The 21,128-nt window shown below is 63.8% G+C and carries 24 protein-coding genes; 16 read left to right on the forward strand and 8 right to left on the reverse strand.

Features of this window, described 5'->3' with window-relative positions; all coding sequences use genetic code 11:
* Positions 1 to 22: 22 nt before the first annotated feature.
* Together GGR38_RS08845 and aroC are read right to left on the reverse strand one after the other, a co-directional pair.
* On the reverse strand, positions 23 to 601 hold the full coding sequence (locus GGR38_RS08845) for a hypothetical protein (protein WP_183624647.1): 579 nt from the start codon (positions 599 to 601) through the stop codon (positions 23 to 25).
* Between the two features lie 55 nt (positions 602 to 656).
* On the reverse strand, positions 657 to 1,739 hold the full coding sequence (gene aroC, locus GGR38_RS08850) for a chorismate synthase (protein ID WP_183624649.1): 1,083 nt from the start codon (positions 1,737 to 1,739) through the stop codon (positions 657 to 659).
* A gap of 60 nt (positions 1,740 to 1,799) precedes the next feature.
* On the opposite strand from aroC, the gene GGR38_RS08855 reads away from it, so the two are divergent.
* Genes GGR38_RS08855 through GGR38_RS08875 form a run of 5 tightly spaced genes read left to right on the forward strand, consistent with a single transcriptional unit; the run spans position 1,800 to position 4,176 of the window.
* The gene (locus GGR38_RS08855) at positions 1,800 to 2,093 is read left to right on the forward strand and encodes an antibiotic biosynthesis monooxygenase family protein (protein WP_343059049.1); all 294 of its coding nucleotides are present in this window, start codon (positions 1,800 to 1,802) and stop codon (positions 2,091 to 2,093) included.
* Positions 2,090 to 2,725, forward strand: a complete 636-nt coding sequence (locus GGR38_RS08860; protein WP_183624653.1) for a hypothetical protein — start codon at positions 2,090 to 2,092, stop codon at positions 2,723 to 2,725. Before GGR38_RS08855 ends, GGR38_RS08860 begins: the two co-directional genes overlap by 4 nt.
* Positions 2,722 to 3,069 (forward strand): arsenate reductase, encoded by a 348-nt coding sequence (locus tag GGR38_RS08865; protein WP_183624655.1) that lies wholly within the window; start codon positions 2,722 to 2,724, stop codon positions 3,067 to 3,069. Before GGR38_RS08860 ends, GGR38_RS08865 begins: the two co-directional genes overlap by 4 nt.
* 19 nt (positions 3,070 to 3,088) lie before the next feature.
* The gene (pnuC, locus tag GGR38_RS08870; protein WP_183624657.1) at positions 3,089 to 3,661 is read left to right on the forward strand and encodes a nicotinamide riboside transporter PnuC; all 573 of its coding nucleotides are present in this window, start codon (positions 3,089 to 3,091) and stop codon (positions 3,659 to 3,661) included.
* Complete coding sequence (locus tag GGR38_RS08875) at positions 3,658 to 4,176, forward strand: AAA family ATPase (RefSeq protein ID WP_183624659.1); 519 nt, start codon at positions 3,658 to 3,660, stop codon at positions 4,174 to 4,176. Before pnuC ends, GGR38_RS08875 begins: the two co-directional genes overlap by 4 nt.
* Positions 4,177 to 4,361: 185 nt before the next feature.
* Here the strand turns inward: GGR38_RS08875 and ubiG are convergent, their stop codons facing one another.
* Positions 4,362 to 5,090, reverse strand: a complete 729-nt coding sequence (gene ubiG, locus GGR38_RS08880; protein WP_183624661.1) for a bifunctional 2-polyprenyl-6-hydroxyphenol methylase/3-demethylubiquinol 3-O-methyltransferase UbiG — start codon at positions 5,088 to 5,090, stop codon at positions 4,362 to 4,364.
* A 79-nt stretch (positions 5,091 to 5,169) separates the two neighbouring features.
* On the opposite strand from ubiG, the gene GGR38_RS08885 reads away from it, so the two are divergent.
* The gene (locus tag GGR38_RS08885; RefSeq protein ID WP_425497050.1) at positions 5,170 to 6,423 is read left to right on the forward strand and encodes an aspartate kinase; all 1,254 of its coding nucleotides are present in this window, start codon (positions 5,170 to 5,172) and stop codon (positions 6,421 to 6,423) included.
* A 245-nt stretch (positions 6,424 to 6,668) separates the two neighbouring features.
* On the opposite strand, the gene rnhA is transcribed toward GGR38_RS08885, so the two are convergent.
* Genes rnhA through ispH form a run of 3 tightly spaced genes read right to left on the reverse strand, consistent with a single transcriptional unit; the run spans position 6,669 to position 9,084 of the window.
* Complete coding sequence (gene rnhA, locus GGR38_RS08890; protein WP_183624663.1) at positions 6,669 to 7,112, reverse strand: ribonuclease HI; 444 nt, start codon at positions 7,110 to 7,112, stop codon at positions 6,669 to 6,671.
* A gap of 10 nt (positions 7,113 to 7,122) precedes the next feature.
* Complete coding sequence (thrB, locus tag GGR38_RS08895; protein WP_183624665.1) at positions 7,123 to 8,097, reverse strand: homoserine kinase; 975 nt, start codon at positions 8,095 to 8,097, stop codon at positions 7,123 to 7,125.
* A 12-nt stretch (positions 8,098 to 8,109) separates the two neighbouring features.
* Positions 8,110 to 9,084, reverse strand: a complete 975-nt coding sequence (gene ispH / locus GGR38_RS08900; protein WP_172341733.1) for a 4-hydroxy-3-methylbut-2-enyl diphosphate reductase — start codon at positions 9,082 to 9,084, stop codon at positions 8,110 to 8,112.
* A 73-nt stretch (positions 9,085 to 9,157) separates the two neighbouring features.
* Between ispH and GGR38_RS08905 the strand changes: the two genes are divergently transcribed.
* The 9 genes from GGR38_RS08905 to tatC all read left to right on the forward strand — a co-directional run bounded on the left by GGR38_RS08905 (position 9,158) and on the right by tatC (position 16,744).
* Positions 9,158 to 9,832 (forward strand): hypothetical protein, encoded by a 675-nt coding sequence (locus GGR38_RS08905; RefSeq protein WP_246404390.1) that lies wholly within the window; start codon positions 9,158 to 9,160, stop codon positions 9,830 to 9,832.
* 61 nt (positions 9,833 to 9,893) lie between these two features.
* Complete coding sequence (gene argS, locus GGR38_RS08910; protein ID WP_183624667.1) at positions 9,894 to 11,651, forward strand: arginine--tRNA ligase; 1,758 nt, start codon at positions 9,894 to 9,896, stop codon at positions 11,649 to 11,651.
* Between the two features lie 3 nt (positions 11,652 to 11,654).
* Positions 11,655 to 12,686, forward strand: coding sequence for an SPOR domain-containing protein (locus GGR38_RS08915; protein WP_183624669.1), 1,032 nt, complete (start codon positions 11,655 to 11,657; stop codon positions 12,684 to 12,686).
* A gap of 63 nt (positions 12,687 to 12,749) precedes the next feature.
* Entirely contained in the window at positions 12,750 to 13,766 is a 1,017-nt protein-coding gene (nagZ, locus tag GGR38_RS08920) for a beta-N-acetylhexosaminidase (RefSeq protein ID WP_183624671.1), read from the forward strand.
* Positions 13,727 to 14,572: a segregation and condensation protein A gene (locus GGR38_RS08925; RefSeq protein ID WP_183624673.1), complete on the forward strand. Its 846-nt coding sequence runs from the start codon at positions 13,727 to 13,729 to the stop codon at positions 14,570 to 14,572. The genes nagZ and GGR38_RS08925 overlap by 40 nt, the downstream gene beginning before the upstream one ends.
* The gene (gene scpB / locus GGR38_RS08930; protein ID WP_183624675.1) at positions 14,569 to 15,174 is read left to right on the forward strand and encodes an SMC-Scp complex subunit ScpB; all 606 of its coding nucleotides are present in this window, start codon (positions 14,569 to 14,571) and stop codon (positions 15,172 to 15,174) included. Before GGR38_RS08925 ends, scpB begins: the two co-directional genes overlap by 4 nt.
* 78 nt (positions 15,175 to 15,252) lie before the next feature.
* A complete protein-coding gene (locus tag GGR38_RS08935; protein ID WP_172341726.1) occupies positions 15,253 to 15,486 on the forward strand; it encodes a twin-arginine translocase TatA/TatE family subunit in 234 nt (77 codons plus the stop codon).
* A gap of 41 nt (positions 15,487 to 15,527) precedes the next feature.
* Entirely contained in the window at positions 15,528 to 15,950 is a 423-nt protein-coding gene (tatB, locus tag GGR38_RS08940) for a Sec-independent protein translocase protein TatB (protein ID WP_425497051.1), read from the forward strand.
* A 2-nt stretch (positions 15,951 to 15,952) separates the two neighbouring features.
* On the forward strand, positions 15,953 to 16,744 hold the full coding sequence (tatC, locus tag GGR38_RS08945) for a twin-arginine translocase subunit TatC (protein ID WP_183624677.1): 792 nt from the start codon (positions 15,953 to 15,955) through the stop codon (positions 16,742 to 16,744).
* Positions 16,745 to 16,969: 225 nt separating this feature from the next.
* Here the strand turns inward: tatC and GGR38_RS08950 are convergent, their stop codons facing one another.
* Complete coding sequence (locus tag GGR38_RS08950) at positions 16,970 to 18,688, reverse strand: amidohydrolase (protein WP_183624679.1); 1,719 nt, start codon at positions 18,686 to 18,688, stop codon at positions 16,970 to 16,972.
* Positions 18,685 to 19,593, reverse strand: coding sequence for an NAD(P)-dependent oxidoreductase (locus tag GGR38_RS08955; protein ID WP_183624680.1), 909 nt, complete (start codon positions 19,591 to 19,593; stop codon positions 18,685 to 18,687). The genes GGR38_RS08950 and GGR38_RS08955 overlap by 4 nt, the downstream gene beginning before the upstream one ends.
* A 137-nt stretch (positions 19,594 to 19,730) precedes the next feature.
* Here GGR38_RS08955 and GGR38_RS08960 point away from each other — a divergent pair, with 137 nt between their 5' ends.
* Entirely contained in the window at positions 19,731 to 20,981 is a 1,251-nt protein-coding gene (locus GGR38_RS08960) for a threonine ammonia-lyase (protein ID WP_183624682.1), read from the forward strand.
* Positions 20,982 to 21,128: the final 147 nt, after the last annotated feature.

Here is a 21,128-nt window from a genome sequence, read left to right on the forward strand (position 1 = left end):
GTTTGATCGATTTATCCGATCATCAATCCTGCCTGCGGATGTTCAGATCCCATGGCTTGTCGTCGCCCGATGCGCATTGCCCGGTCACCTTGCGCGCATCGCCCGACAATGTGCCGGAGCAATCGCCGCTCTGGCCACTGGCATCGACGGTATAGTGCCATGAGACATGCTGACCTTCGATCCGGCCCTTGCCCGATCCGGTCTTGGCGCCATTCTCTATCGTGTCATAGGCGATGGACTGGCCCGTCTGGGTGAAGCGAAAGCTGAAACCGTCTCCGCTGCTCCACAGGCCGGTCATCGAGGCGCCGGCATTTGGGGATGAGGCCAGCAGCGATGCGGGCGTGGGGACGGTTTCCGGGGCGGCAGAACTGTCCGGTTTGGGCGCATCGCTGGCTGAGGATTGCCCCGCCATCATCGTCGCCGCGCCAAACCCCACCGCCGAGAGCAGCAGCCCGCCAAACACCACCAGCTTTACCGAATCGCCCGAGCGGCGAAAGAAGCTGAGCGCGATCATGGCGATCACCAGCACCAGCAGCGAGAGCACGCCCAGCGGGCTGACCGCCGCTGCCGCAATCACTTTGGGAAAATCGAGATTGCCCATGGCGCATACCCCCGGCCCAAGACCGGGGGCAAGCTAACCCAAGCAGAAGCCCGGCTCAAGCGCGGGGAGCGGAAACCTGTCCACGGTCGATCAGCTTCTGATCGGCCAGAACCAGCGCCATCATCGCCTCGACCACGGGCACGCCGCGAATGCCCACGCAAGGGTCATGGCGGCCCTTGGTGCGGATTTCGGCGGCCTCGCCTTCGTTGTTGATGGTGGGCACCGGGATCAGGATCGAACTGGTCGGCTTGAAGGCCACGCGCACCACCACCGGCTGGCCGGTGGAAATGCCGCCCGCGATGCCGCCCGCATGGTTGGCCTCGAACAGGGGCCGTCCATCGGGACCGGGGCGCATCGCATCGGCGTTCTGCTCGCCGCGCAATGTGGCGGCGGCAAAGCCATCGCCGATTTCCACGCCCTTGACCGCATTGATGCTCATCATCGCGGCGGCCAGTTCGGAATCGAGCTTGGCATAAAGCGGCGCGCCCCATCCGGCGGGCACGCCATAGGCCACGCATTCGACCACAGCGCCGATGGAGGAACCATCAAGGCGCGCCTGATCCACAATCGCTTCCCAGCGCTTCGCCGCTTCGGCATCGGGGCAGAAGAAGGGGTTGGCCCGGATCTGCGCCTCGTCGAAATTAGCCATGTCGATGCGGTCATCGCCGATCTGGCTGACATAGCCCACAATCCGCACCTCGGGGATCACCAGCCGCGCCACGCCGCCCGCCGCCACGCGCGCCGCCGTTTCACGGGCCGAAGACCGCCCGCCGCCGCGATAGTCGCGGAAACCATATTTGGCGTCATAGGCATAATCGGCATGGCCGGGGCGATAGGACTTGGCGACCTCGGAATAATCCTTGGACCGCTGATCGGTGTTCTCGATCATCAGGCTGATCGGGGTGCCGGTCGTGCGCCCTTCAAACACGCCCGAGAGGATCTTGACCAGATCGGCCTCATTGCGCTGAGTGGTGAACTTGCTCTGCCCCGGACGGCGCGCGTCGAGGAAGGGCTGGATCATCTCCTCGCTGATCTCCAGCCCCGGAGGGCAGCCGTCAACAACCGCGCCCAGCGCGGGCCCGTGGCTTTCGCCCCAGGTGGTGAATCGGAAAAGGCGGCCAAATGTGTTCCAGCTCATGGCCGCGCTCTTTGGCGATTGTGGGCGGGAAAGTCCACTGTTACCCATGCGCCCATGTATATGAACGTGTTCCGCAGCCGGAAACGGGCTGATTACGATGCCGCCGCCTATGCCGCCGACGCTGCGCGCATGGACGAGCTGGCGCGGGCGCAGCCGGGCTTTCTCGATTACAAAAGCTTTGCCGCCCCCGATGGCGAGACGGTGACCATCTCGGTCTGGGAAAGCGTCGAGGCCGCGCGGGCATGGGCGCGCCACCCCGAACACCGCGAGGCGCAGGCGAGGGGGAGGGAGAAGTATTACGAGCAATTCACGATGTATGCGTGTGACGATGCGCGGGTGAGGGTGTTTCCGTGAAACGGCCCGCGCCCAAGTGGTTTTGCGCTGGGGCGCTGTTTGCCGTGACTTTGGCGGCGCCTTTGGTCGGGGCGGTCGGCGCTCTGTTCTGGACAAGGCAGGATAACCTGTCTGACGCTTTTGCCGATGACACGCTGGCCGCGCGCCGCGTTGTTCAAGGCGTATCGGAGGGCTGGGGCATACCGGATTTTGCCGGATGGCCCGCTTATAGGCTGAAAGTATGGACCCGCCCGGATACTGGCGACAAGCGTGATTGCGACAATATCCTGCGTGCGAAATATCTCGCGGGCACAGATCAGGCCGCGCGCACATTCCAGCGAATCTATGGTGCGATGCTTCATGAAGAGCAGCGCCTCGGCAAAATGGATGCCGATCTGATCGCCGAAGGGGCCTTTCGCGGCCTGCCCACGCCCGTGCTTGGCGCTTTGGCCCAATGTATAGAACACAGTCTGCTTTCGGGCGCCTGCACGATCTGGGCGCGCCATCACCTGGCGGGCGATGGCGCGGTCCGTGCCCGCATCGACGCCCAACTGCTGATCCATGCCAGATCGGGGGATGATCAGGCCTGTCTCTTGCTGGATTGGGTAAAGCCGTCTAGCGCGGGGCAAACTTTGATTGGAACCCTAAAATGACCATCACCCTCTACGGCATCCCCAATTGCGATACCGTCAAAAAGGCGCGCAAGTGGCTGGAGGGTAATGGCGTCAGCTATGCTTTCCATGATTACAAGAAGGCAGGCGCCGACAAGGACAAGCTGACCAACTGGATCATCGAGGCCGGGCTGGAAAAGATCCTGAACCGTTCGGGCACGACGTTCAAAAAGCTGCCGGAAGAAATCCGCGCGATGGTTGATGAAAATCTGGCCGTGTCGCTGATGGTCGAGAACCCCTCGATGATTAAGCGGCCTATCGTGGAATATAAGGGCGGCCTGCTGGTGGGCTTCAAGGCCAGCGAGTGGGAAACGGCGCTGCGGTAAACGCCACGGAAGGCAAGCGATGGACGAGAGCTGGTATTCGCTCCTTGAATGGGTGGCCGCCGCGCTGGGGCTGGTCAATATCGTGCTGCTCGTCCGGCGCTCGATCTGGAACTATGCCTTTGGCATGGCGATGGTCGCGATCTACGTCTTTGTTTTCTTTGAAAAGCGCCTCTATGCTGAAAGCGGGCTTCAGGTGTTTTTCTTTGCTGCCCAAGGCTGGGGCTGGTGGCTCTGGGCCAAAAGCAAGGGCGCGGCCGACAGCATCCCTGTCGGCTGGCTCAGCCCGTTCAGCCGTATCGTCTGGGCGCTGGTCACGGCCGCGCTCAGCCTCAACCTCGGCTGGGCGCTGGCGCGCTTTACCAATGCGGCGATGCCTTTTGCCGATTCGGCGGTGACGGGGGCCAGCGTTGCCGCGCAGATCCTGCTGGGCCTGCGCCGGACCGAGAACTGGGTGCTGTGGATCGCGATCGATGTGGCCTCGGTGGCGCTCTACATCAATCGCGGGCTTTATCCCACGGCGGCGCTTTATGTCGGCTTTCTCGTCCTTTCAGTGCTGGGCCTGCGCGAATGGATGAAAGCAGGGCGGGCATGATCCGCATCTGTTTCCACGGCGCGGAAAGTACCGGCAAATCGGTGCTTGCCGAGAGGTTGCGCCAAAGGTTCGGCTGGCCATGGGTGGCCGAATATGGCCGGGAATATGCCGAGACCCATGGTACGGACTTCACCATGGACGACCTGCTGGCCATGGCGCGGGGTCAGAACGAGGCGATGCTGCGCGCCGGCGAGGCGCAGCCCCCGGTGCTGATCCTCGACACCGATCCGTTGATGACCGCCGCTTGGGCGCAAATGCTTTTCGGTCGCGCTCCGCAAGAACTCTTCGCCTATCCCAAGGCCGACCTCTACCTCCTCTTCTCGCCCGATGTGCCATGGGTGGCCGACGGCACGCGCTTTTTCGGCACCGATGAGGCGAGGGCGCGTTTCGCCGCCGTTGCGGAGGAGATGCTGGTGCGGGCGGGGGTGGCCTATACGCGCATCGATGGGGATTGGGAGGAGCGTGAGGCGCAGGTGGTGGAGGCGGTGAAGGACAAGATGCCTCCGGCGGGTTAAGGGCGGGGGCCCTTAACAATCCCGATTTTGTCTATGTGGCGCCAAGGGTTCGGCCCCGCGCAACATCGCCGCGCCGCAGGCTATTAAACCGCTTCGCGGATTGGCGCTTTACCTGCGATCCCATCGCCACCCCAGTAATGGGATTGCAAAGGGACGAGTCCCTTTGCCCGCCGGAGGCCCCCCCCTTAAACCGCCTTCTTCGCCGTCAGAATATAATTCAACGCCATATCATTCGACAGATGCAGGCCCTTAAAAGGATTCCACGCGATCCCCATCGGCTGGCCCACCTGCATCCCCAGATCTTCGAGGATCAGCGCCAGCTCGGGGGGCGTGATGAAGTCTTCCCAATGGTGCGTCCCGCGCGGTACCATGCCTACGCGCTCGGCGGCCTCAATCATCAGCCATTTCGATTGCGGCGTGCGGTTGGGGGTGGAAAGGATCATCAGCCCGTCGTCCGCCATCGCCCCGATCAGCGCGCGCAGGAAGGCGGGCTTATCGGCGACATGCTCGATCACCTCCATGCTGGTGACCAGATCATAGCCGGACAGGCCCAGCGCCCCGACATCGCCGCAGACGTATTCGATGGACAGGCCGCCGCCTGCCGCATGCGCGCCGGCCGCCGCGATATTTTCCGCCGCCGCGTCCACGCCCGTCACGGCCGCGCCCAGCCTTGCCAGCGGCTCGCACAAAAGCCCCGCGCCACAGCCGACATCGACCGCCCGCCGCCCCGCCAGAGGCCGCACAGAGCGCGAATCGGCCCCGAAATGCGCATCAACCGCATCGCGGATAAATTTCAGACGCACCGGGTTCAAACGATGCAGCATGGCCGAGGAACCCTTCGGATCCCACCATTCTGCGGCCAATTTGCCAAAATGGGCGGCTTCTTCCGGGCGAATTGTCGTTGCATTGCTCATAGGACCTACCTAAAGCGCCAGCCCCAAGCGGGGCAAGTGTCTCGCGTGTAATTTTGTTTCAATTAAGGAGCCTGTGACCGTGGCCCGGATCGTCATGAAATTCGGCGGCACCTCCATGGCCGGCACCGAGCGCATCCGGCGCGTGGCGGGCATTGTGCGCCGCCAGCAAGAAGCCGGGCACGAGGTGGCGGTGGTGGTGTCGGCCATGTCGGGTGAAACCGACCGACTGGTAAACTTCTGCCGTGAAGCCAACGCGCTGTATGACCCCGCCGAATATGACGTGGTGGTGGCCAGCGGCGAACAGGTGACCAGCGGCCTTTTGGCGCTGACGCTGCAATCCATCGGCGCCAAGGCGCGTTCGTGGCTGGGCTGGCAATTGCCGATCCGCACCGATGACGCCCATGCCAAGGCGCGAATCGAAGCCATCGACACCGACGAGATCCTGGCCAGCATGGCGCGCGGCGAAATCGCCGTGATCCCGGGCTTCCAGGGCCTGACGGCGGATAATCGCATCACCACGCTGGGTCGTGGCGGTTCGGACACTTCGGCTGTGGCCGTGGCGGCGGCGCTGAAAGCGGATCGCTGCGACATCTACACCGACGTGGACGGCGTTTACACCACCGATCCGCGTATCGTCGCCAAGGCGCGCAAGCTCAAGAATGTCACCTATGAGGAAATGCTGGAACTGGCCAGCGTCGGCTCCAAGGTGCTTCAGACCCGCTCGGTCAGCCTTGCCATGAAGGAAAAGGTGCGCGTTCAGGTGCTCTCGTCCTTCATCGACGAAAACGCTCCTGCTGCTGATACACTGCCCGGCACGATGATCGTGTCCGACGAAGAACTTGAGGGCCTGGATATGGAACGCCAACTCATCACCGGCATCGCCGCCGACAAGAATGACGCCAAGGTTATCCTGACCGCCGTGCCGGACCGTCCGGGCGCCGTGTCGTCGATCTTTGGCCCGCTGGCCGCCGCCAACATCAACGTGGATATGATTATCCAGAACGTTGGCCGCGCCGATACGGACACGGACGTTACCTTCACGGTGCCCGCCGCCGACCTCGACCGCACGGTGGCCGTGCTGGAAGAAAACCGCGAAACCATCCGCTACGAAAAGCTCTCGACCGACCCCAAGGTCGCCAAGATCTCGGTCGTGGGCGTGGGCATGCGCAGCCACGCGGGCGTCGCAGCCATGATGTTCAAGGCTCTGGCTGACCGCGGGATCAACATCCAGGCGATCTCGACCTCGGAAATCAAGGTTTCGGTGCTGATCGATTCGGACGAAACCGAACTGGCCGTGCGTTTGCTGCATACGGCTTATGGGCTGGATGGGTAATCGTTTGGGGTTTTGATGCCTCCGGCGGGCAAAGGGACTTGGTCCCTTTGCAATCCCGTTACTAAAAAGCGCTCCTGCGGAAACGTGGGGGCGTTTTTTGTTGGGGGGTAAGCCGCTTCGCGGGAAGAAAAGAGGCGCCGCAGGCTTTAAAATCCCAACGCTGCGCACGACACAAAACGCCGAACCTGATGCACCCACGCAGACAGTAACGGGAGCGCGAGGGTCTAGACCCTCGCATTCATCCCTTACTTCTTCTTAGCTACCTCAACCGCCGCATCGCTGGCCAGCTTGTCCACGCGCTCATTCTCCGCGTGTCCATTATGCCCGCGCACCCATTGCCAGTCGATCTTGTGCTGCTTGGACACCAAAAGCATCTCGCGCCACAGGTCCTCGTTGGCCACGGGTTCTTTCTTGGCATTGACCCAGCCACGCTTTTGCCAACCAAACACCCACTGCGTGATCCCGTCGATCACATATTTGCTGTCGGTGCAGAGTTTGACCTCGCATGGCTGGTTCAACGCCGCCAGCGCGCGGATCACGGCGGTCATTTCCATGCGGTTGTTGGTGGTCTGCGCCTCGGCGCCTACCAGTTCCTTTTCCCGCGCGCCCATGCGCAGCAAGGCCGCCCAGCCGCCGGGGCCGGGGTTGCCCTTGCAGGCCCCGTCGGTGAAAATCTCGACCTGTTTCATGCCAGCAAACTCAAGCCCCGAACACGCCTGGATTGGCGGCATAGAATTCCAGACGGCGGGCAAAGGCCATCGGGTCTTTTTTCACCACCAGCGCATCGGGCGGGGTGTTGATCCAGTCATAGGCGCGGGTGGAGAGGAAGCGCATCGCCGCCCCGCGCGCCAGCACCGGCAGCGCGGCGGTTTCGGCATAGGAAAGCGGGCGCACCGATTCGTAGCCGCCCAGCAGCGCCTCGGAGATCTCCGAGTTGAACTCCCGCCCGTCGGACGAGAAGCACCATGCCGCATGGGTCACGGCCACGTCATAGGCGGTGATGTCATGGCAGGCGAAATAGAAGTCGATCAGGCCCGTCACCTGATCCCCCAGCATCAGCACATTGTCGGGGAACAGATCGGCATGGATAATCGAGTGGGGCAGGTCGGTGGGCCACTCGGCCTCGATGACCGCCATTTCGCGCGCCACAAGGCTCGCCAGAGAGGGATCGATGGAGGCCAGACCCTCGGCTCCGCAACCGTCGATCAGGCCCCGCCATCCGGCAAGGCTGAGGTCATTGGCGCGGCTTTGCGGGAAATCATTGGCGGCCAGATGGAGGCCCGCCAGCGCCGCGCCCACCGAGCGCGCCTGTCCGGGCGTAGGCTCGGACACCGAAACGCCGGGCAGGAATTCGATCAGCGTCACCGCCTTGTCGTCGATCCAGCGGAAGCTGGCGCCAGTGCGATCATGGATCGTGCGCGGCACCGGGCATTTCTTGTCGGCCAGATGGTCGAGCAGCCCAAGAAAGAAGGGCAGTTCGGCCACTTCGGTCCGGCCCTCGAACATGGTCAGGATAAAGCGCTGCGGCCCCGATCCGGTCCCGGTGGTTTCGATCAGCCAGTTTGAATTGGACACGCCCTCGGCAATGCCCTTGGCCGAAACCAGATCGCCCACAGAAAATTCACCGATCAGCGCAGCCAGCGCTTCGGCACCCAATTGTGTATAAACCGCCATTGCCGCCTCTATTCAGCCAGCCAGTTGGCGCGGCAGTTTGAAGATCATGTTTTCTTCGGTGGTGACCACCGTTTCTTCTTCGACCTGACGCCATTGGCCAATGCGGGCGATCACCTCGCGCACCAGTTCTTCGGGCGCGCTGGCGCCCGCCGTCAGGCCCAGCGTGTTCACCCCGTCGAGCCACGAGACGTCGATCTCATCGGCGCGCTGGACCAGCCGCGAAGGCGTGCCGCTGCGGTCGGAAACCTCGACCAGACGCATCGAATTGGACGAATTGGGCGCGCCGATCACCAGCACCAGATCGCATTGCGGGGCAATCGCCTTGACCGCCGCCTGACGGTTCGATGTGGCGTAGCAGATATCTTCGGCGCGGGGCGCGTGGATTTGGGGATAGCGGGCTTTCAGTGCCTCGATGATCTCATGCGTATCATCGACCGAAAGCGTGGTTTGCGTGAGGAAACCCAGCGCATCATCGGTGGTGAAGGGCAGGGTGGCCACGTCCTCGACCGTTTCGACCAGCGTCATATGGCCATCGGGCACCTGACCGAATGTGCCGATCACCTCGGGGTGGCCCTTGTGGCCGATGAAGAGGATATGGCGGCCCGCCTCGATCTGGCGCTCGGCCTGACGGTGGACCTTGGACACCAGCGGGCAGGTGGCATCAAGCCATTCCAGCCCGCGCGCATCCGCGGCCGCAGGCACCGCCTTGGGCACGCCGTGGGCCGAAAAGATCACCGGCACGCCATCGGGCACTTCGTCGAGTTCCTCGACAAAGATCGCGCCTTTGGCCTTCAGCCCGTCGACCACATAACGGTTATGGACGATTTCATGGCGCACATAGACCGGCGCGCCATATTTGCGAATCGCCCTTTCGACAATTTCGATTGCGCGATCAACACCGGCGCAAAATCCGCGCGGCGCGGCAATCAACAGCTTGAGCGGCTGCAAAGAAATGGAATCGGCGGGGGCGGGAAAGGCGGTGTTCATACTCCCGCCTCTAGCGCTTTGCGCCGCGCGCCGCTAGGGCAGCGAACAGGAATGTTGAAGGAACGAGTCTGTCATGCCCTTTCGTACACGCCGAATGAATGCCAAAGTCGCTTGCGGGGCGGGGCTGCTGGGCGCCATGGCTTTGCTGGCCGGGTGCAAGACGACCGGTGAACTGGTGGTGCAGGACGGCGTGGGCATCACGGCGGTGCGCTCGACCTGCCCGGCGGTGGGCATTGCCGATTATACGGGCGATATCACCACGTTCCGTCTGGGCGGCGAACAGAATGCGAGCGCCATCGACCTGACCGGCGCGATCACCAATGTGCGCAGCGCCTGCGATCCCAAGAGCAATCCGGTGCAGGCCAATGTGACCTTCAAGGTGTTGGCCACGCGTGCCGATGGCCGGGGCGAGCGGGTGGTGAACCTGCCCTATTTCATCACCGTGGTGCGCGGCGGCAATGTCGTGATCGCCAAGCGCCTTGGCACCGCCACGGTGCATTTCGCCGATGGTCAGACGCGCGGCGAGGTGATGGCCTCGGGCGGGGCGACGATCAACAAGGCCGACGCCACGCTGGACCGCGCGGTGCGCGACCGCCTGCTCAAACAGCGCAAGGCAGGCGAGGCGGACGCCGCCATCGACCCGCTGACCGATCCTGAAGTGCGCGCGGCGGTGGCCAAGGCCTCGTTCGAGGTGCTGGTAGGTTTCCAGCTCACGCCCGAACAGTTGCAGTATAACGGCACGCGTTGATTTCCGGGGGGCTTAGCGGCCCCCCTTTCGTTTCGGGCGTAAATTCGCTAGGCGCGCTGGCATGACACAGCAAGCCGATAACCAAGCCCCGATCTTTCACGCCTTTGCAGGCCATGTTGCCGCTGCGCTCGACGCGCTGGTGGCTGCTGGGCATTTGCCCGAGGGGCTGAACCGAGGCGCGGTGACGGTGGAAAGCCCGCGCGATCCTTCGCATGGCGATCTGGCCACCAATGCCGCGATGGTGCTGGCCAAGCCTGCGGGCACCAATCCGCGCGCGCTGGCGACCTTGCTGGTGGCCGAGCTGGAAAAGCTGGATCAGGTGAAAAGCGCCGAGATCGCCGGGCCGGGGTTCATCAACCTGCGCCTGTCGGATGCGGCATGGTTGGGCGAACTTGCGCTGATCGGGGCGCAGGGCGGCGATTATGGCCGCTCGGCCGTGGGCGCGGGCACGACGGTCAATGTCGAATATGTCTCGGCCAACCCGACTGGTCCCATGCATATGGGCCATTGCCGCGGCGCGGTGGTGGGCGATGCGCTGGCCAGCTTGCTGGAATGGGCCGGGCATAAGGTCATCCGCGAATATTACGTCAATGACGCGGGCGCGCAGGTGCAGGTTTTGGGCCGCAGCGCTCATGTCCGCTATCGTGAAGCGCTGGGCCATGACGTGGGTGCGATCCCTGAAGGTCTGTATCCGGGCGATTATCTGGTGCCGGTGGGTCAGGCCTTGGCCGCCGAATTTGGCGAGCAATATGTCGATGCGCCTGAGGCGGAATGGCTGGCGTTGTTCCGCGTGCGTGCGGTTGCCAAGATGATGGACATGATCCGTGACGATCTGGCGCTGCTGGGCATCGAGCATGACCTGTTCTCCTCGGAAGCCGAATTGCAGGCGGCGGGCAAGCCCGAGGAAGCCGAAGCGTGGCTGCGGTCTGTTGATCTGGTCTATGACGGCGAGCTGGAAGCGCCCAAGGGCAAGCTGCCCGACGATTGGGAGCCGGTGGCGTTGCCGCTGTTCCGCAGCACCAGGTTTGGCGACGATCAGGACCGCCCGATCAAGAAGTCGGACGGCACCTGGACCTATTTCGGCGCCGATCTGGCCTATCACTACCAGAAGGCCCAGACCTCTGACGCGCTGGTCGATATCTGGGGCGCGGACCATGCCGGTACGGTCAAGCGCATCAAGGCCGCCGTGGCCGCGATGACCGGGCGCGATGGCGCGGCGAAGCCTTTCGAGGTCAAGCTGGTGCAGATGGTGCAATTGCTGCGCGATGGCGAACCGGTGAAAATGTCCAAGCGTTCGGGCAATTTCGTCACTCTGCGCGAAGTGGTCGAGGAAGTCGGCAAGGAAGTCGTGCGCTTCACCATGCTGACCCGCAAGCCCGAGGCGATGATGGATTTCGACTTTGCCAAGGTGGTCGAGGCCAGCAAGGACAATCCGGTGTTCTATCTGCAATATGCCCATGCGCGCATCTGTTCGACGCTGCGCAAGGGGGCGGCTGAAGGCTTTGGCCCCTCGAACGAAGGGCTGGAACTGCTGGGCGAGGAAGAGCTGGCGCTGGTGCGTACCGGCGCGCAGTTCCCGCGTCTGGTCGAGGCGGCTGCCGCCGCGCGCGAACCCCATCGCATCGCCTTTTTCCTGGCCGATCTGGCCGCCGCCTTCCACGCTTATTGGAATGTTGGCAATGATCGACCCGACAAGCGTTTTATTGTGTCCGAAAACGGTACGCTTACTGGCGCGAGGCTTTTCTTGGCCTCGCAAATCGGGCAGATCATCCGCAACGGGCTTGCCATCCTTGGCGTGACCGCTGTCGAGGAGATGTAAGTCATGTCGAACGGTCAGGATGGGTTTGGTGGCGAAGGCGGCGGCCTTACCCAACCGTGGACCGATGCGACAGATGCGCAGGCGCGGGCAAGGGATCTAATCGGGCGTGCGCGCGATGCGGTTGCGGGTGGCGCTGCGCTGGGTGATGGGGCTACGCTGGCGGATAAGGCCAGCGTGCTCTCGCAAGAAGCCAGCGCGCATATGCAGGGCGCCGAGGAGCGCGCCCAGCAATGGTATCATGACGCGCGCGAGGCCTTGCCCGGCCATGACGATGCCGCGCTGCATGGCGTGGACGATGCGCTGGGCAGCACGCGCTTTGATGACCATGATCGCCTGCCCTGGCTCGAATCGGATGATGACGAGGAATATGAGGGCGTCGACAGCAAGCGTGTTGCCGTGGCGGTGGCGGCCGGTCTGGCGCTGACGGCGGCGGCGGTCGGGGGCTTTTGGTATTTCACCCATCGCCCTGACAATGGCGTGCCCGTGGCCGATGGCAGCATGATCGCCGCGCCCGCAGAAAGCTATAAGGAAGCGCCCAAGGACCCGGGCGGCAAGCAATTTGCCGGGACCGGAGATTCCAGCTTTGCCGTTTCGCAGGGGCAGGAACGCCCCGCGCAACTGGCAGCCGGCGATGCGGCAGCGACAGCCGCCAATGCAGCCGAGGCGGCGGCCTCGACGGCGGCGGCGGCAGGGGCCAGCTTTGCGGGCGGCGCGCCCGTGGCGGCTAAACCTGAAGCCGTGGCGGCGGCGGCCAAGCCCGTGGCCGCGCCCAAGCCTGCGGCGGCGGCTGATAATGGCCCAAGCGGCGGCGTGGTCCAGATCGCGGCCTATACCAGCGAGAGCGCGGCGGTGGCCGGGTGGAACCGGCTGGTGCAGGCGCATGAGATCCTGAAGGGCATGAACCACCGCGTGGTTTCGGCCAAGATCGATCTGGGCACGGTCTATCGCCTGCAACTGGTGACCAATGCCGGGGGCGGGGCTGGCCTGTGCGAGCGGCTGAAGGCTGATGGTCTGTCCTGTCAGGTTAAACATTAAGCCTCAGGTCAAGCATTAAGCGGATCTTGCGCGCAGGCACCGTTACGTGCAACGGATGGCCGCATGATACCGGCGATTTTCGGCCTTTCCGGCCTGACCCTGACTGATGATGAGCGTGCTTTCTTTCGGGATTGCGATCCGGCGGGATACATCCTGTTTGGCCGCAATGTGGAAAGCCGCGCGCAATTGCGGGCGCTGACCGATGAATTGCGCGCTCTGCATGGGCGCGATGATCTGTTCATCAGCGTGGATCAGGAAGGCGGGCGGGTCGCGCGGATGAAGCCGCCGGTCTGGGCCAAATATCCGGGCGGTGAGCCTTTTGCCCGGCTCTATGAATTGGCGCCCTCCAGCGCGATTGCCGCCGCGCGCGCCAATGCCGAGGCGCTGGGGCTCGATCTGGCCGAGGCGGGGATTACGGTCGATTGCTGGCCCTGCGTCGATGTGCGCGAGCCGGGCGCGCATGATGTGATCGGCGACCGCGCCTTGGGTGAGGAGCCGATGCGGGTGGCCGCCTTGGGCCGCGCCATCCTGGAAGGTCTGGAGGCGGCGGGCGTGGCGGGCGTCATCAAACATATGCCCGGCCATGGCCGCGCCGGGGCCGACAGCCACAAGGAATTGCCCACCGTCCATGCCGATGTCGAGGCGCTGGGGCGGGACATTGCGCCCTTCCGCGCTCTGGCCGCGCGGGCGAAGATCGGGATGACGGGGCATATCCTGTTTCCCGCATGGGACGCCGAGGCGCCCGCCACGCAATCGCCGCGCATCATTTCCGAGATCATCCGGGGGGCGATTGGTTTCGATGGTTTGCTGTTGACCGACGACATCGACATGCAGGCGCTCTCGGGCACGATCCCTGAGCGTTCGGCGCGGGCGCTGGCGGCGGGCTGCGATCTGGTGCTCAATTGCTGGGCGCGGATGGATGATATGGTGGGGATTGCGCAGGCTTGCCCGACCATGGGCGAGCAAGGCGCGGCGCGTCTGGCGCGGGCAATGGCGGGGACGTTCCTTTCGCCCGCTTTGGCGCAGGAGCGGCAGGCGGAATGCATCGCCACGCGCGATGCATTGCTGGGGCTGGTGTGAAAGAAATCCCGCTCCCGCCGGGCGAGGGCGCGGTTCTGTTCACAGCAAACGCTCTCTCGGCCTCGGGGCGAGACGCGCTGATGCTGGAAATCGAGGGGTGGGAAGGGCCGCTCGATCTGCTGCTTGATCTGGCGCGGCGGCAAAAGGTCGATCTGCGGCGGATTTCGATCCTCGAACTGGTCGATCAATATATCGCCTATGTCGAGGCCGCCGAGGCGCTCAAGCTGGAACTGGCCGCCGATTATCTGGTGATGGCGGCATGGCTTGCCTATCTCAAATCCGCGCTGCTGCTGCCCAAAGAGGAGCAGGAGGAGCCGAGCCCCGAAGAACTGGCGCTGCGCCTGCAATTGCGGCTGCAACGACTGGCCGCGATGCGTGAGGCGGCGGCGCGGCTTTTGGCGCGCGACCGGATCGGGCGCGATGTGTTTCTGCGTGGCGCGCCGGAGGGGCTGCGCATCGGCAAGAAGGCGGTGTGGCAGGCCGATCTCTATGACCTCATCGCCGCCTATGGTCAGGTCAAGGCCCGCAACGCCCCGGTGGTTCATATCGTGCGCGACCGCAAGGTGATGACGCTGGATTCGGCGCTGGCGCGTATGTCGGCCATGCTGGGGGTGACGCTGGACTGGGTGGAGCTGCGCGAATTTCTGCCCCCCGCGACGCAGGCGGAATGGAGCGATGAGCGCTTGCGCCGCTCGGCTCTGGCCTCCAGTTTTGTCGCCGCACTCGAATTGGCGCGACAGGGGCGGGTGGAGATCGTGCAGGACCATGTGTTCGGCCCCTTGCGCTTGCGGAGTTTGAACGCATGAGCCCGCTGATTCGCGCGCTGGAGGCCGCGCTCTTTGCCGCGACCCAGCCGATGAGCGTCGAGGCCATTGCCCGCCACTTGGGGCAGGGGGAGGCGGCGGTGCGTGAAGCTTTGCGCGAATTATCCGCCCATTATGCCGGGCGCGGGGTCGAACTGGTTGAGCGCGGCGGGCGCTGGCATTTCCAGACTGCGCCCGATCTGGCCCATTTGCTGCGCCCCATGCATGAGGAGCCGCGCCGCCTGACCCGCGCGGCCACCGAATGTCTGGCCATCATCGCCTATCACGAACCGGTCAGCCGCGCCGAGATCGAGGCGATTCGCGGCGTGCAGACCGCCAAGGGCACGGTGGACGTGTTGATGGAGGCCGGATGGGTGCGCATTGCCGGCCGGCGCGAGGTTCCGGGCCGCCCGGTGATCTATGCCACCACGCCCGCCTTCCTTGCCGAGTTCGGTTTGAGCAGCCGCCGCGACTTGCCCGGAATCGAGGAATTGCGGGCTACGGGCCTGCTCGATCCGGTTGATGAGGCCTATGATGCGCTGATAGGTGATCCGAAGAGTGAGGAAGCGCTACGTCAATCAGCGGATGGGCTGGCGCAGCCGTAAGAAAGTGCCTAGATAGGATCAAAATGCCCGCGCCTAGCCATGAATCTTGGCTCGGCGGGGCCACAAGGAGTTGGTATCATGGGTTTTGGGTCTGTCTGGCACTGGGTCATCGTTCTGCTGGTCGTGCTGGTGCTGTTTGGTCGTGGCCGCGTGTCCGACATCATGGGCGATTTCGGCAAGGGTATCAAAAGCTTCAAGGAAGGCATGGCGGACGAAACCACCGACCGCCCGGTAACGCCGCCTGCCCAGATCGAAGGTAAGGGCGAGCCGGTCAAGCCTGCTGCCACTGAAGAAAAGACCGGCCAGAATTGAGCCTTTCTTACCCATTCCTCGCAAGATTGGCCTGACGCACTGTGCTGTTTGATATTGCCCCTTCGGAATTTCTGCTGACGGCGGTGGTCGCCGTGGTGGTGATCGGCCCCAAGGATATGCCCCGCGCCATGCGGACCATGGGCAAATGGATGGGGACGGTGCGCCGTGTCTCGGGCCATTTCCGCTCTGGCATCGAAACCATGATCCGCGAGGCGGAAATGGAGGAGATGGAAAAGAAATGGCGCGAGCAGAATGAGGCGATCATGAAGGCCAGCCCGCCAGAGGCTTTGCCCTTGGCGGAATTGGCCGAACATGCGCCTACTGAGCCTTTGGTTGCGGGCGAATTGTCGGGTACTGAACTGCCCGTCGATCCGCATTCGGCCAGCGCGCAGGAACATGCAGCCCACCATCAGGCCCAAGCGCATGAAGGCCATGAACAGGCCGCCAAGGCCAAGGGCGAATAAAGATGGCGTTTGAAATCAAGGATATCGACGAATCGCAGGCCCCGCTGCTTGAGCATCTGGTGGAACTGCGCGGGCGCCTGCTCAAATCCATCGCTGCGCTCTTTGTGGCCTTTGGCATCTGCCTCTATTTCGTGAACCCGATTCTGGCTTTTCTGGTGCAGCCTCTGCGCGATGCGGCGGGGACCGGGGGCAAGCTGATCTATACCAAGCTTTATGAGGCCTTCTTCGTTGACCTCAAGGTGGCGTTGTTCGCCGCCTTTATGCTGGCATTTCCGGTCATCTCGAACCAGATTTGGGCCTTTATCGCACCGGGCCTCTATGCCAAGGAAAAGAAGGCGTTTCTGCCCTTTCTGATCGCCACGCCGGTGCTGTTCCTGTCGGGCGCATCGCTGGCCTATTACGTGGTGATGCCCACCGCCTTCCGCTGGATGCTGGGTTTTCAGGGCAATCGTGGCGGGATTCAGATGGAGGCGCTGCCCAGCGTCGGCGACTACCTTGGTCTGGTGATGCAATTCATCCTCGCCTTCGGGATCAGCTTCCTGTTGCCCGTCCTGCTCCTGTTGCTCAACCGCGCGGGGATCGTGACGCGCCAGCAGCTCTCGAGCGCGCGGCGTTATGTGATTGTCGGGATCACCGTGCTGGCCGCTGTGCTGACGCCGCCCGATGTGGGGTCGCAGTTGATGCTGGCCGTGCCGCTGATGATCCTGTTCGAAGGGTCGCTGATCGTGATGTGGTTTGGCGAAAAGCGTGCGGCCAAGGCTGAGGGGCAGGCAGAGGTTGAGGTTGCGGGGTAAGAAGGTTTGCCTCCGGCGGGCAAAGGGCGGGGGCCCTTTGCAATCCCGTTAATGGGGTAGTGCTCGGGGTTGGATGGTTTGAAAGCCTGCGGCGCGGAGATGGCATTCCCATCTGCGCCGCAGGCTTTATCATTTCAACGCTGCGTCCGACACTCACCGCCGAACCCATGGTGCAACGCAGACAGTAACGGGAGCGCGAGGGTCTGGACCCTCGCATCCATCCCTTCACTTCTTCCCCAACTCCCAAACCGGCTTCCCCGCCACCCAAGTCTGCAACACTCTGGTCCGCCGGATACGGTCCGCACTGTCGGTCATAGGGTCAACATCGACCAGTACGAAATCCGCCCGCCAGCCCGGCTTCAATTGCCCCAGCTTTGCCTCGGCTTGCCCGGCAAAGGCCGCGCCGGTGGTATAGGCGGCCAGCGCCTGCGTGCGGGTCAGCTTTTCCTGCGGCTGCCATCCCCCGGCGGGCTGACCATCGGCCCCTTCGCGGGTGATGGCGGCGGCGATACCGGCAAAGGGGTCGGACACTTCGACCGGCGCGTCCGAGCCAAAGGCCAGACGCGCGCCCGCTCGCAGCATCGAGGCCCAAGCATAGGCACCGTTCAGCCGGTTTGGCCCCAGCCGCGCCTCGGCCATGGTCCGGTCGCTGGTCTGGTGGATGGGCTGCATGCTGGCGATGATGCCGTTCTGGCCAAAGCGGGGAATGTCGGCCGGATCGACGATCTGGGCGTGTTCGATGCGCCAGCGCCGGTCGCCCTGATAGGTCTGCGCCACATCCTCGATGGCCGAGAGCAGCGTGGCATTGGCCGCATCGCCGATCGCATGGACGGCCACTTGAAAGTGATCCATCGCCGCGCGGCTGATCAGGTTTTTAAGCTGGGTTTCGGACAGAAACGGCAGGCCGGTGGTCGCAGCATCGGCATAGGGCGCCTTGAGCCAAGCCCCTCGCGACCCCAGCGCGCCATCGAGATAGAGCTTGACCCCATTCAGGCGCAGCCGGTCCTCATAGAGCCATGGCGTCGGCCCCGGCCCGCCGATCAGCACCGTGTTGGCGATGCCATCGCCATAGGCCATGACGCGCATCTTCAACCGGCCATAATCGCCCGCGCGGCGCATCGCCTGCCAGTCCTCGATGGAGGTGCCCATATCGGCCGCCGCCGTCACCCCGCGCGACAGGAAAAGCTCCTGCGCCTTGGCCAACGCCGCATCGCGGTCTTCCGGGCGCGGGGGAGGCACGATCTTGCCCACCAGCGCCATCGCCCCATCGACCAGCACGCCGGCGGGCGCCCCCAAAGCGGCGGGGGCCGCTGGAGCTTTCCCCGTCGCTTTGCCTGCGACCTTGCTCACCACTCTTGGCGCGGGCAGGCGTTCGATCCGCCCGCCTGTGGGGTCCTTGGTGGCCGCCGTCAAGCCAGCGGCCGCCAGCGCCTTGGAATTGGCCCAGCCCGCATGGCCATCCACGCGCTCCAGCCAGACCGGGCGATCATCCACCGCCACATCCAGTTCCCCCGCTGTGGGGAAGCGGCCCAATTGCCACAATTCCTGATTCCACCCGCGCCCGATGATCCACGGGCGGCCGGGAAATTGCGCGGCATAGGCGCGGATCTTGCCCTGCGCCTGCGCCAGCGAGGTGGTGTCGGACAGGTCCAGCGTCAGCGCCGCAAGCCCCACACCCATCACATGCGCATGGGCGTCGATCAATCCGGGCAGCAGCACCGCTCCGCGCCCATCGGCGGCAAAATCCAGCCGGGACGGGCGGGGATCATCCTCATGCAGCAATTGCAGCACGCGGCCGTCACGGTCGATCACGATGCCGTTGAAGCGCTCGACATTGCCCGCCGCATTGAGCGTCATGCCGCGAACATGGTCGACCAGCGTATCGGCATAGGCCGACCCGGAGCACAGCAATCCCGCGACCAGCGCGGCAAAAGATAATTTCATCGAACCCCTCGTTTGGGCAGGCGACGAAGAATGGCGCTGGTGTCCTGACGCCCGCCGCCCATGGCCTGAATATCGGCGTAAAGCTGGTCGATCAGCGCGGCCACCGGAAAGGACAGGCCCAGCCCGCGTCCTTCATCCAGCGCCAGCCCCAGATCCTTGCGCATCCAGTCGATGGCAAAGCCGAAGTCGAACCGCTCCTGCGCCATCGTGTGCCAGCGATTGTCCATCTGCCAGCTTTGCGCCGCGCCCCCGCTGATCGCCTCATAGACCTTGTCGAGATCGAGATGCTCGGCCTGCGCCAGACGGAAGGCTTCGGCCAGAGCCGCCGTAACGCCCGCCAGCGCGATCTGGTTGACCATCTTGGTGGCCTGGCCGGTGCCTGCCTTGCCGATATGCACGATGCGCCGCGCATAGGCGCGCATCACCGGCGTTGCTGCCTCAACAGCATCGGCCCGCCCGCCGCACATCAGCGTCAGCGTGCCCGCCTCGGCGCCCGCCTGCGCCCCGGTCATCGGCGCATCGACACAGCGGATTTCCTTGTCGCGCGCCTCCACCCCGATCTGCCGGGCGATGCGCGCCGACACGGTGGTGTGGTCGATGAACAATCCGCCCGGATGAAGCGTGGTAAACACGCCCTGCGGCCCCAGCACCACCTCGGCCAGATCATCGTCATTGCCCACGCAGGTGATGACCACATCCGATCCTTCGGCGGCATCGGCGGCATTATTGGCCTCGCGCACCGCAATGTCGGGGTTGGCCGTGCGCCACTGTTCGATCCGTTTGGGCGTGCGGTTATACAGGGTCAGACTGTGTCCGGCATGGCCCAGATGGCGGGCGATCGGCCCTCCCATCACACCAAGTCCGATGACGGCAACGCGGCGAGGAGCAGAAGCAGGGTCGGTCATGAAGGCCGTATTAGCCGGTTTATGCGCGAAGGGAATAAGGGAAGTGTAGTGCGGCACGATAAAGCCGGGGGGTGAGGTAAAATCCTCGCATAATCGCGGTTTCTTGGGAAAGGTTTTTCCGCTAGGGGCGCAGGATTATGACTGAGGCAAACATCACGCAAATCGGCGCCGCTGCGCCCCTGCTCACCATCGATGATATCCGCGCCGCCGCAGGGCGAATTGCGGGCCATGTGGTGCGCACCGACATGGACCATTCGCGGACCCTGTCGAAGATTTGCGGCTGCGAAGTCTATCTCAAGTTTGAAAACCTTCAATTTACCGCCGCCTATAAGGAACGCGGCGCGCTCAATGCCCTTTTGCATCTGACCCAGGAACAGCGCGACCGGGGCGTTATCGCCGCCAGCGCGGGCAATCATGCCCAGGGCCTGTCCTATCACGGCAGCCGCCTTGGCGTGCCCGTGACGATTGTCATGCCCAAGACCACGCCCACCGTGAAGGTGATGCAGACCGAGAGCGTGGGCGGCAAGGTGGTGCTGGAAGGCGAGACGTTCGACGAAGCCTATGCCTATGCCCGCAGCATGGAAAAGCAGTTGGGCCTGACTTTCGTCCATCCCTTCGACGATCCGCTGGTCGCCGCAGGGCAGGGGACGGTTGCGCTCGAAATGCTGGAGGATCAGCCTGATCTCGACATGCTGGTGATCCCGGTGGGCGGGGGCGGATTGTCTACCGGCATGGGCACGGCGGCGCGCGCGATCAAGCCGAGCATCGGCCTGATCGGGGTTGAGGCCGAGCTGTATCCTTCGATGTACAACCTGCTTAAAGGCACCAACTACCCCATCGGCGGCGACACGCTGGCCGAGGGCATTGCGGTGAAAGAGCCGGGCGAGTTCACCTCGAAGATGCTGGCGCAGTTGCTCGACGATTTCGTGCTGGTGTCGGAAAGCGAGCTGGAGCACGCGCTGTGCCTGTTGCTCAACATCGAAAAGACGGTGGTTGAGGGTGCGGGCGCGGCGGGTCTGGCCGCGCTGATGGCGCATCGCCATCTGTTCAAGGGCAAGAAGGTGGGCATCGTCCTGTCGGGCGGCAATATCGACCAGCGTCTGCTGGCCAATGTGCTGCTGCGCGATCTGGCGCGTTCGGGCCGTCTGGCGCGTCTGAAGCTGACGCTTCAGGATCGCCCCGGCGCTTTGTTCAAGGTGGTCGAGGAATTCAACCGCCATCAGGTCAACATCATCGAGGTCTATCACCAGCGCATCTTCACCCATCTGCCCGCCAAGGGGCTGACGGCGGACATCGAATGCGAGGCGCGCGACGGCGAACAGATCGACGCTTTGGTTAACGCCTTGCGCGCCAAGGGCTATGAGGTGGTGCAGGCCGAAGTAAGCTGAGGAAATCCACAGGGGGCCGGTTAACGCGATTGCGGCCCCCTGTGTCTATATGGGGCAATGGATGAATTTGGCGCCTATTTGCGCCGAAATCACGGTTAAAACGCTTTGACGGCGCAAACCAGCGAGGCATAAAGTTTGCCAACGGCG

Source organism: Novosphingobium sediminicola (genome assembly GCF_014196525.1).
In the GTDB taxonomy this organism is placed as follows: Bacteria; Pseudomonadota; Alphaproteobacteria; order Sphingomonadales; family Sphingomonadaceae; genus Novosphingobium; species Novosphingobium sediminicola.

What these genes read in the sequence shown, in the direction of transcription:
- GGR38_RS08845 (WP_183624647.1), bottom strand. Translation starts at nt 601, where the DNA reads ATGGGCAATCTCGATTTTCCCAAAGTGATTGCGGCAGCGGCGGTCAGC.
- aroC (WP_183624649.1), bottom strand. Translation starts at nt 1,739, where the DNA reads ATGAGCTGGAACACATTTGGCCGCCTTTTCCGATTCACCACCTGGGGC.
- GGR38_RS08855 (WP_343059049.1), top strand. Translation starts at nt 1,800, where the DNA reads ATGAACGTGTTCCGCAGCCGGAAACGGGCTGATTACGATGCCGCCGCC.
- GGR38_RS08865 (WP_183624655.1), top strand. Translation starts at nt 2,722, where the DNA reads ATGACCATCACCCTCTACGGCATCCCCAATTGCGATACCGTCAAAAAG.
- pnuC (WP_183624657.1), top strand. Translation starts at nt 3,089, where the DNA reads ATGGACGAGAGCTGGTATTCGCTCCTTGAATGGGTGGCCGCCGCGCTG.
- GGR38_RS08875 (WP_183624659.1), top strand. Translation starts at nt 3,658, where the DNA reads ATGATCCGCATCTGTTTCCACGGCGCGGAAAGTACCGGCAAATCGGTG.
- ubiG (WP_183624661.1), bottom strand. Translation starts at nt 5,090, where the DNA reads ATGAGCAATGCAACGACAATTCGCCCGGAAGAAGCCGCCCATTTTGGC.
- rnhA (WP_183624663.1), bottom strand. Translation starts at nt 7,112, where the DNA reads ATGAAACAGGTCGAGATTTTCACCGACGGGGCCTGCAAGGGCAACCCC.
- thrB (WP_183624665.1), bottom strand. Translation starts at nt 8,097, where the DNA reads ATGGCGGTTTATACACAATTGGGTGCCGAAGCGCTGGCTGCGCTGATC.
- ispH (WP_172341733.1), bottom strand. Translation starts at nt 9,084, where the DNA reads ATGAACACCGCCTTTCCCGCCCCCGCCGATTCCATTTCTTTGCAGCCG.
- GGR38_RS08905 (WP_246404390.1), top strand. Translation starts at nt 9,158, where the DNA reads ATGCCCTTTCGTACACGCCGAATGAATGCCAAAGTCGCTTGCGGGGCG.
- argS (WP_183624667.1), top strand. Translation starts at nt 9,894, where the DNA reads ATGACACAGCAAGCCGATAACCAAGCCCCGATCTTTCACGCCTTTGCA.
- GGR38_RS08915 (WP_183624669.1), top strand. Translation starts at nt 11,655, where the DNA reads ATGTCGAACGGTCAGGATGGGTTTGGTGGCGAAGGCGGCGGCCTTACC.
- nagZ (WP_183624671.1), top strand. Translation starts at nt 12,750, where the DNA reads ATGATACCGGCGATTTTCGGCCTTTCCGGCCTGACCCTGACTGATGAT.
- GGR38_RS08925 (WP_183624673.1), top strand. Translation starts at nt 13,727, where the DNA reads ATGCATCGCCACGCGCGATGCATTGCTGGGGCTGGTGTGAAAGAAATC.
- scpB (WP_183624675.1), top strand. Translation starts at nt 14,569, where the DNA reads ATGAGCCCGCTGATTCGCGCGCTGGAGGCCGCGCTCTTTGCCGCGACC.
- GGR38_RS08935 (WP_172341726.1), top strand. Translation starts at nt 15,253, where the DNA reads ATGGGTTTTGGGTCTGTCTGGCACTGGGTCATCGTTCTGCTGGTCGTG.
- tatC (WP_183624677.1), top strand. Translation starts at nt 15,953, where the DNA reads ATGGCGTTTGAAATCAAGGATATCGACGAATCGCAGGCCCCGCTGCTT.
- GGR38_RS08950 (WP_183624679.1), bottom strand. Translation starts at nt 18,688, where the DNA reads ATGAAATTATCTTTTGCCGCGCTGGTCGCGGGATTGCTGTGCTCCGGG.
- GGR38_RS08955 (WP_183624680.1), bottom strand. Translation starts at nt 19,593, where the DNA reads ATGACCGACCCTGCTTCTGCTCCTCGCCGCGTTGCCGTCATCGGACTT.
- GGR38_RS08960 (WP_183624682.1), top strand. Translation starts at nt 19,731, where the DNA reads ATGACTGAGGCAAACATCACGCAAATCGGCGCCGCTGCGCCCCTGCTC.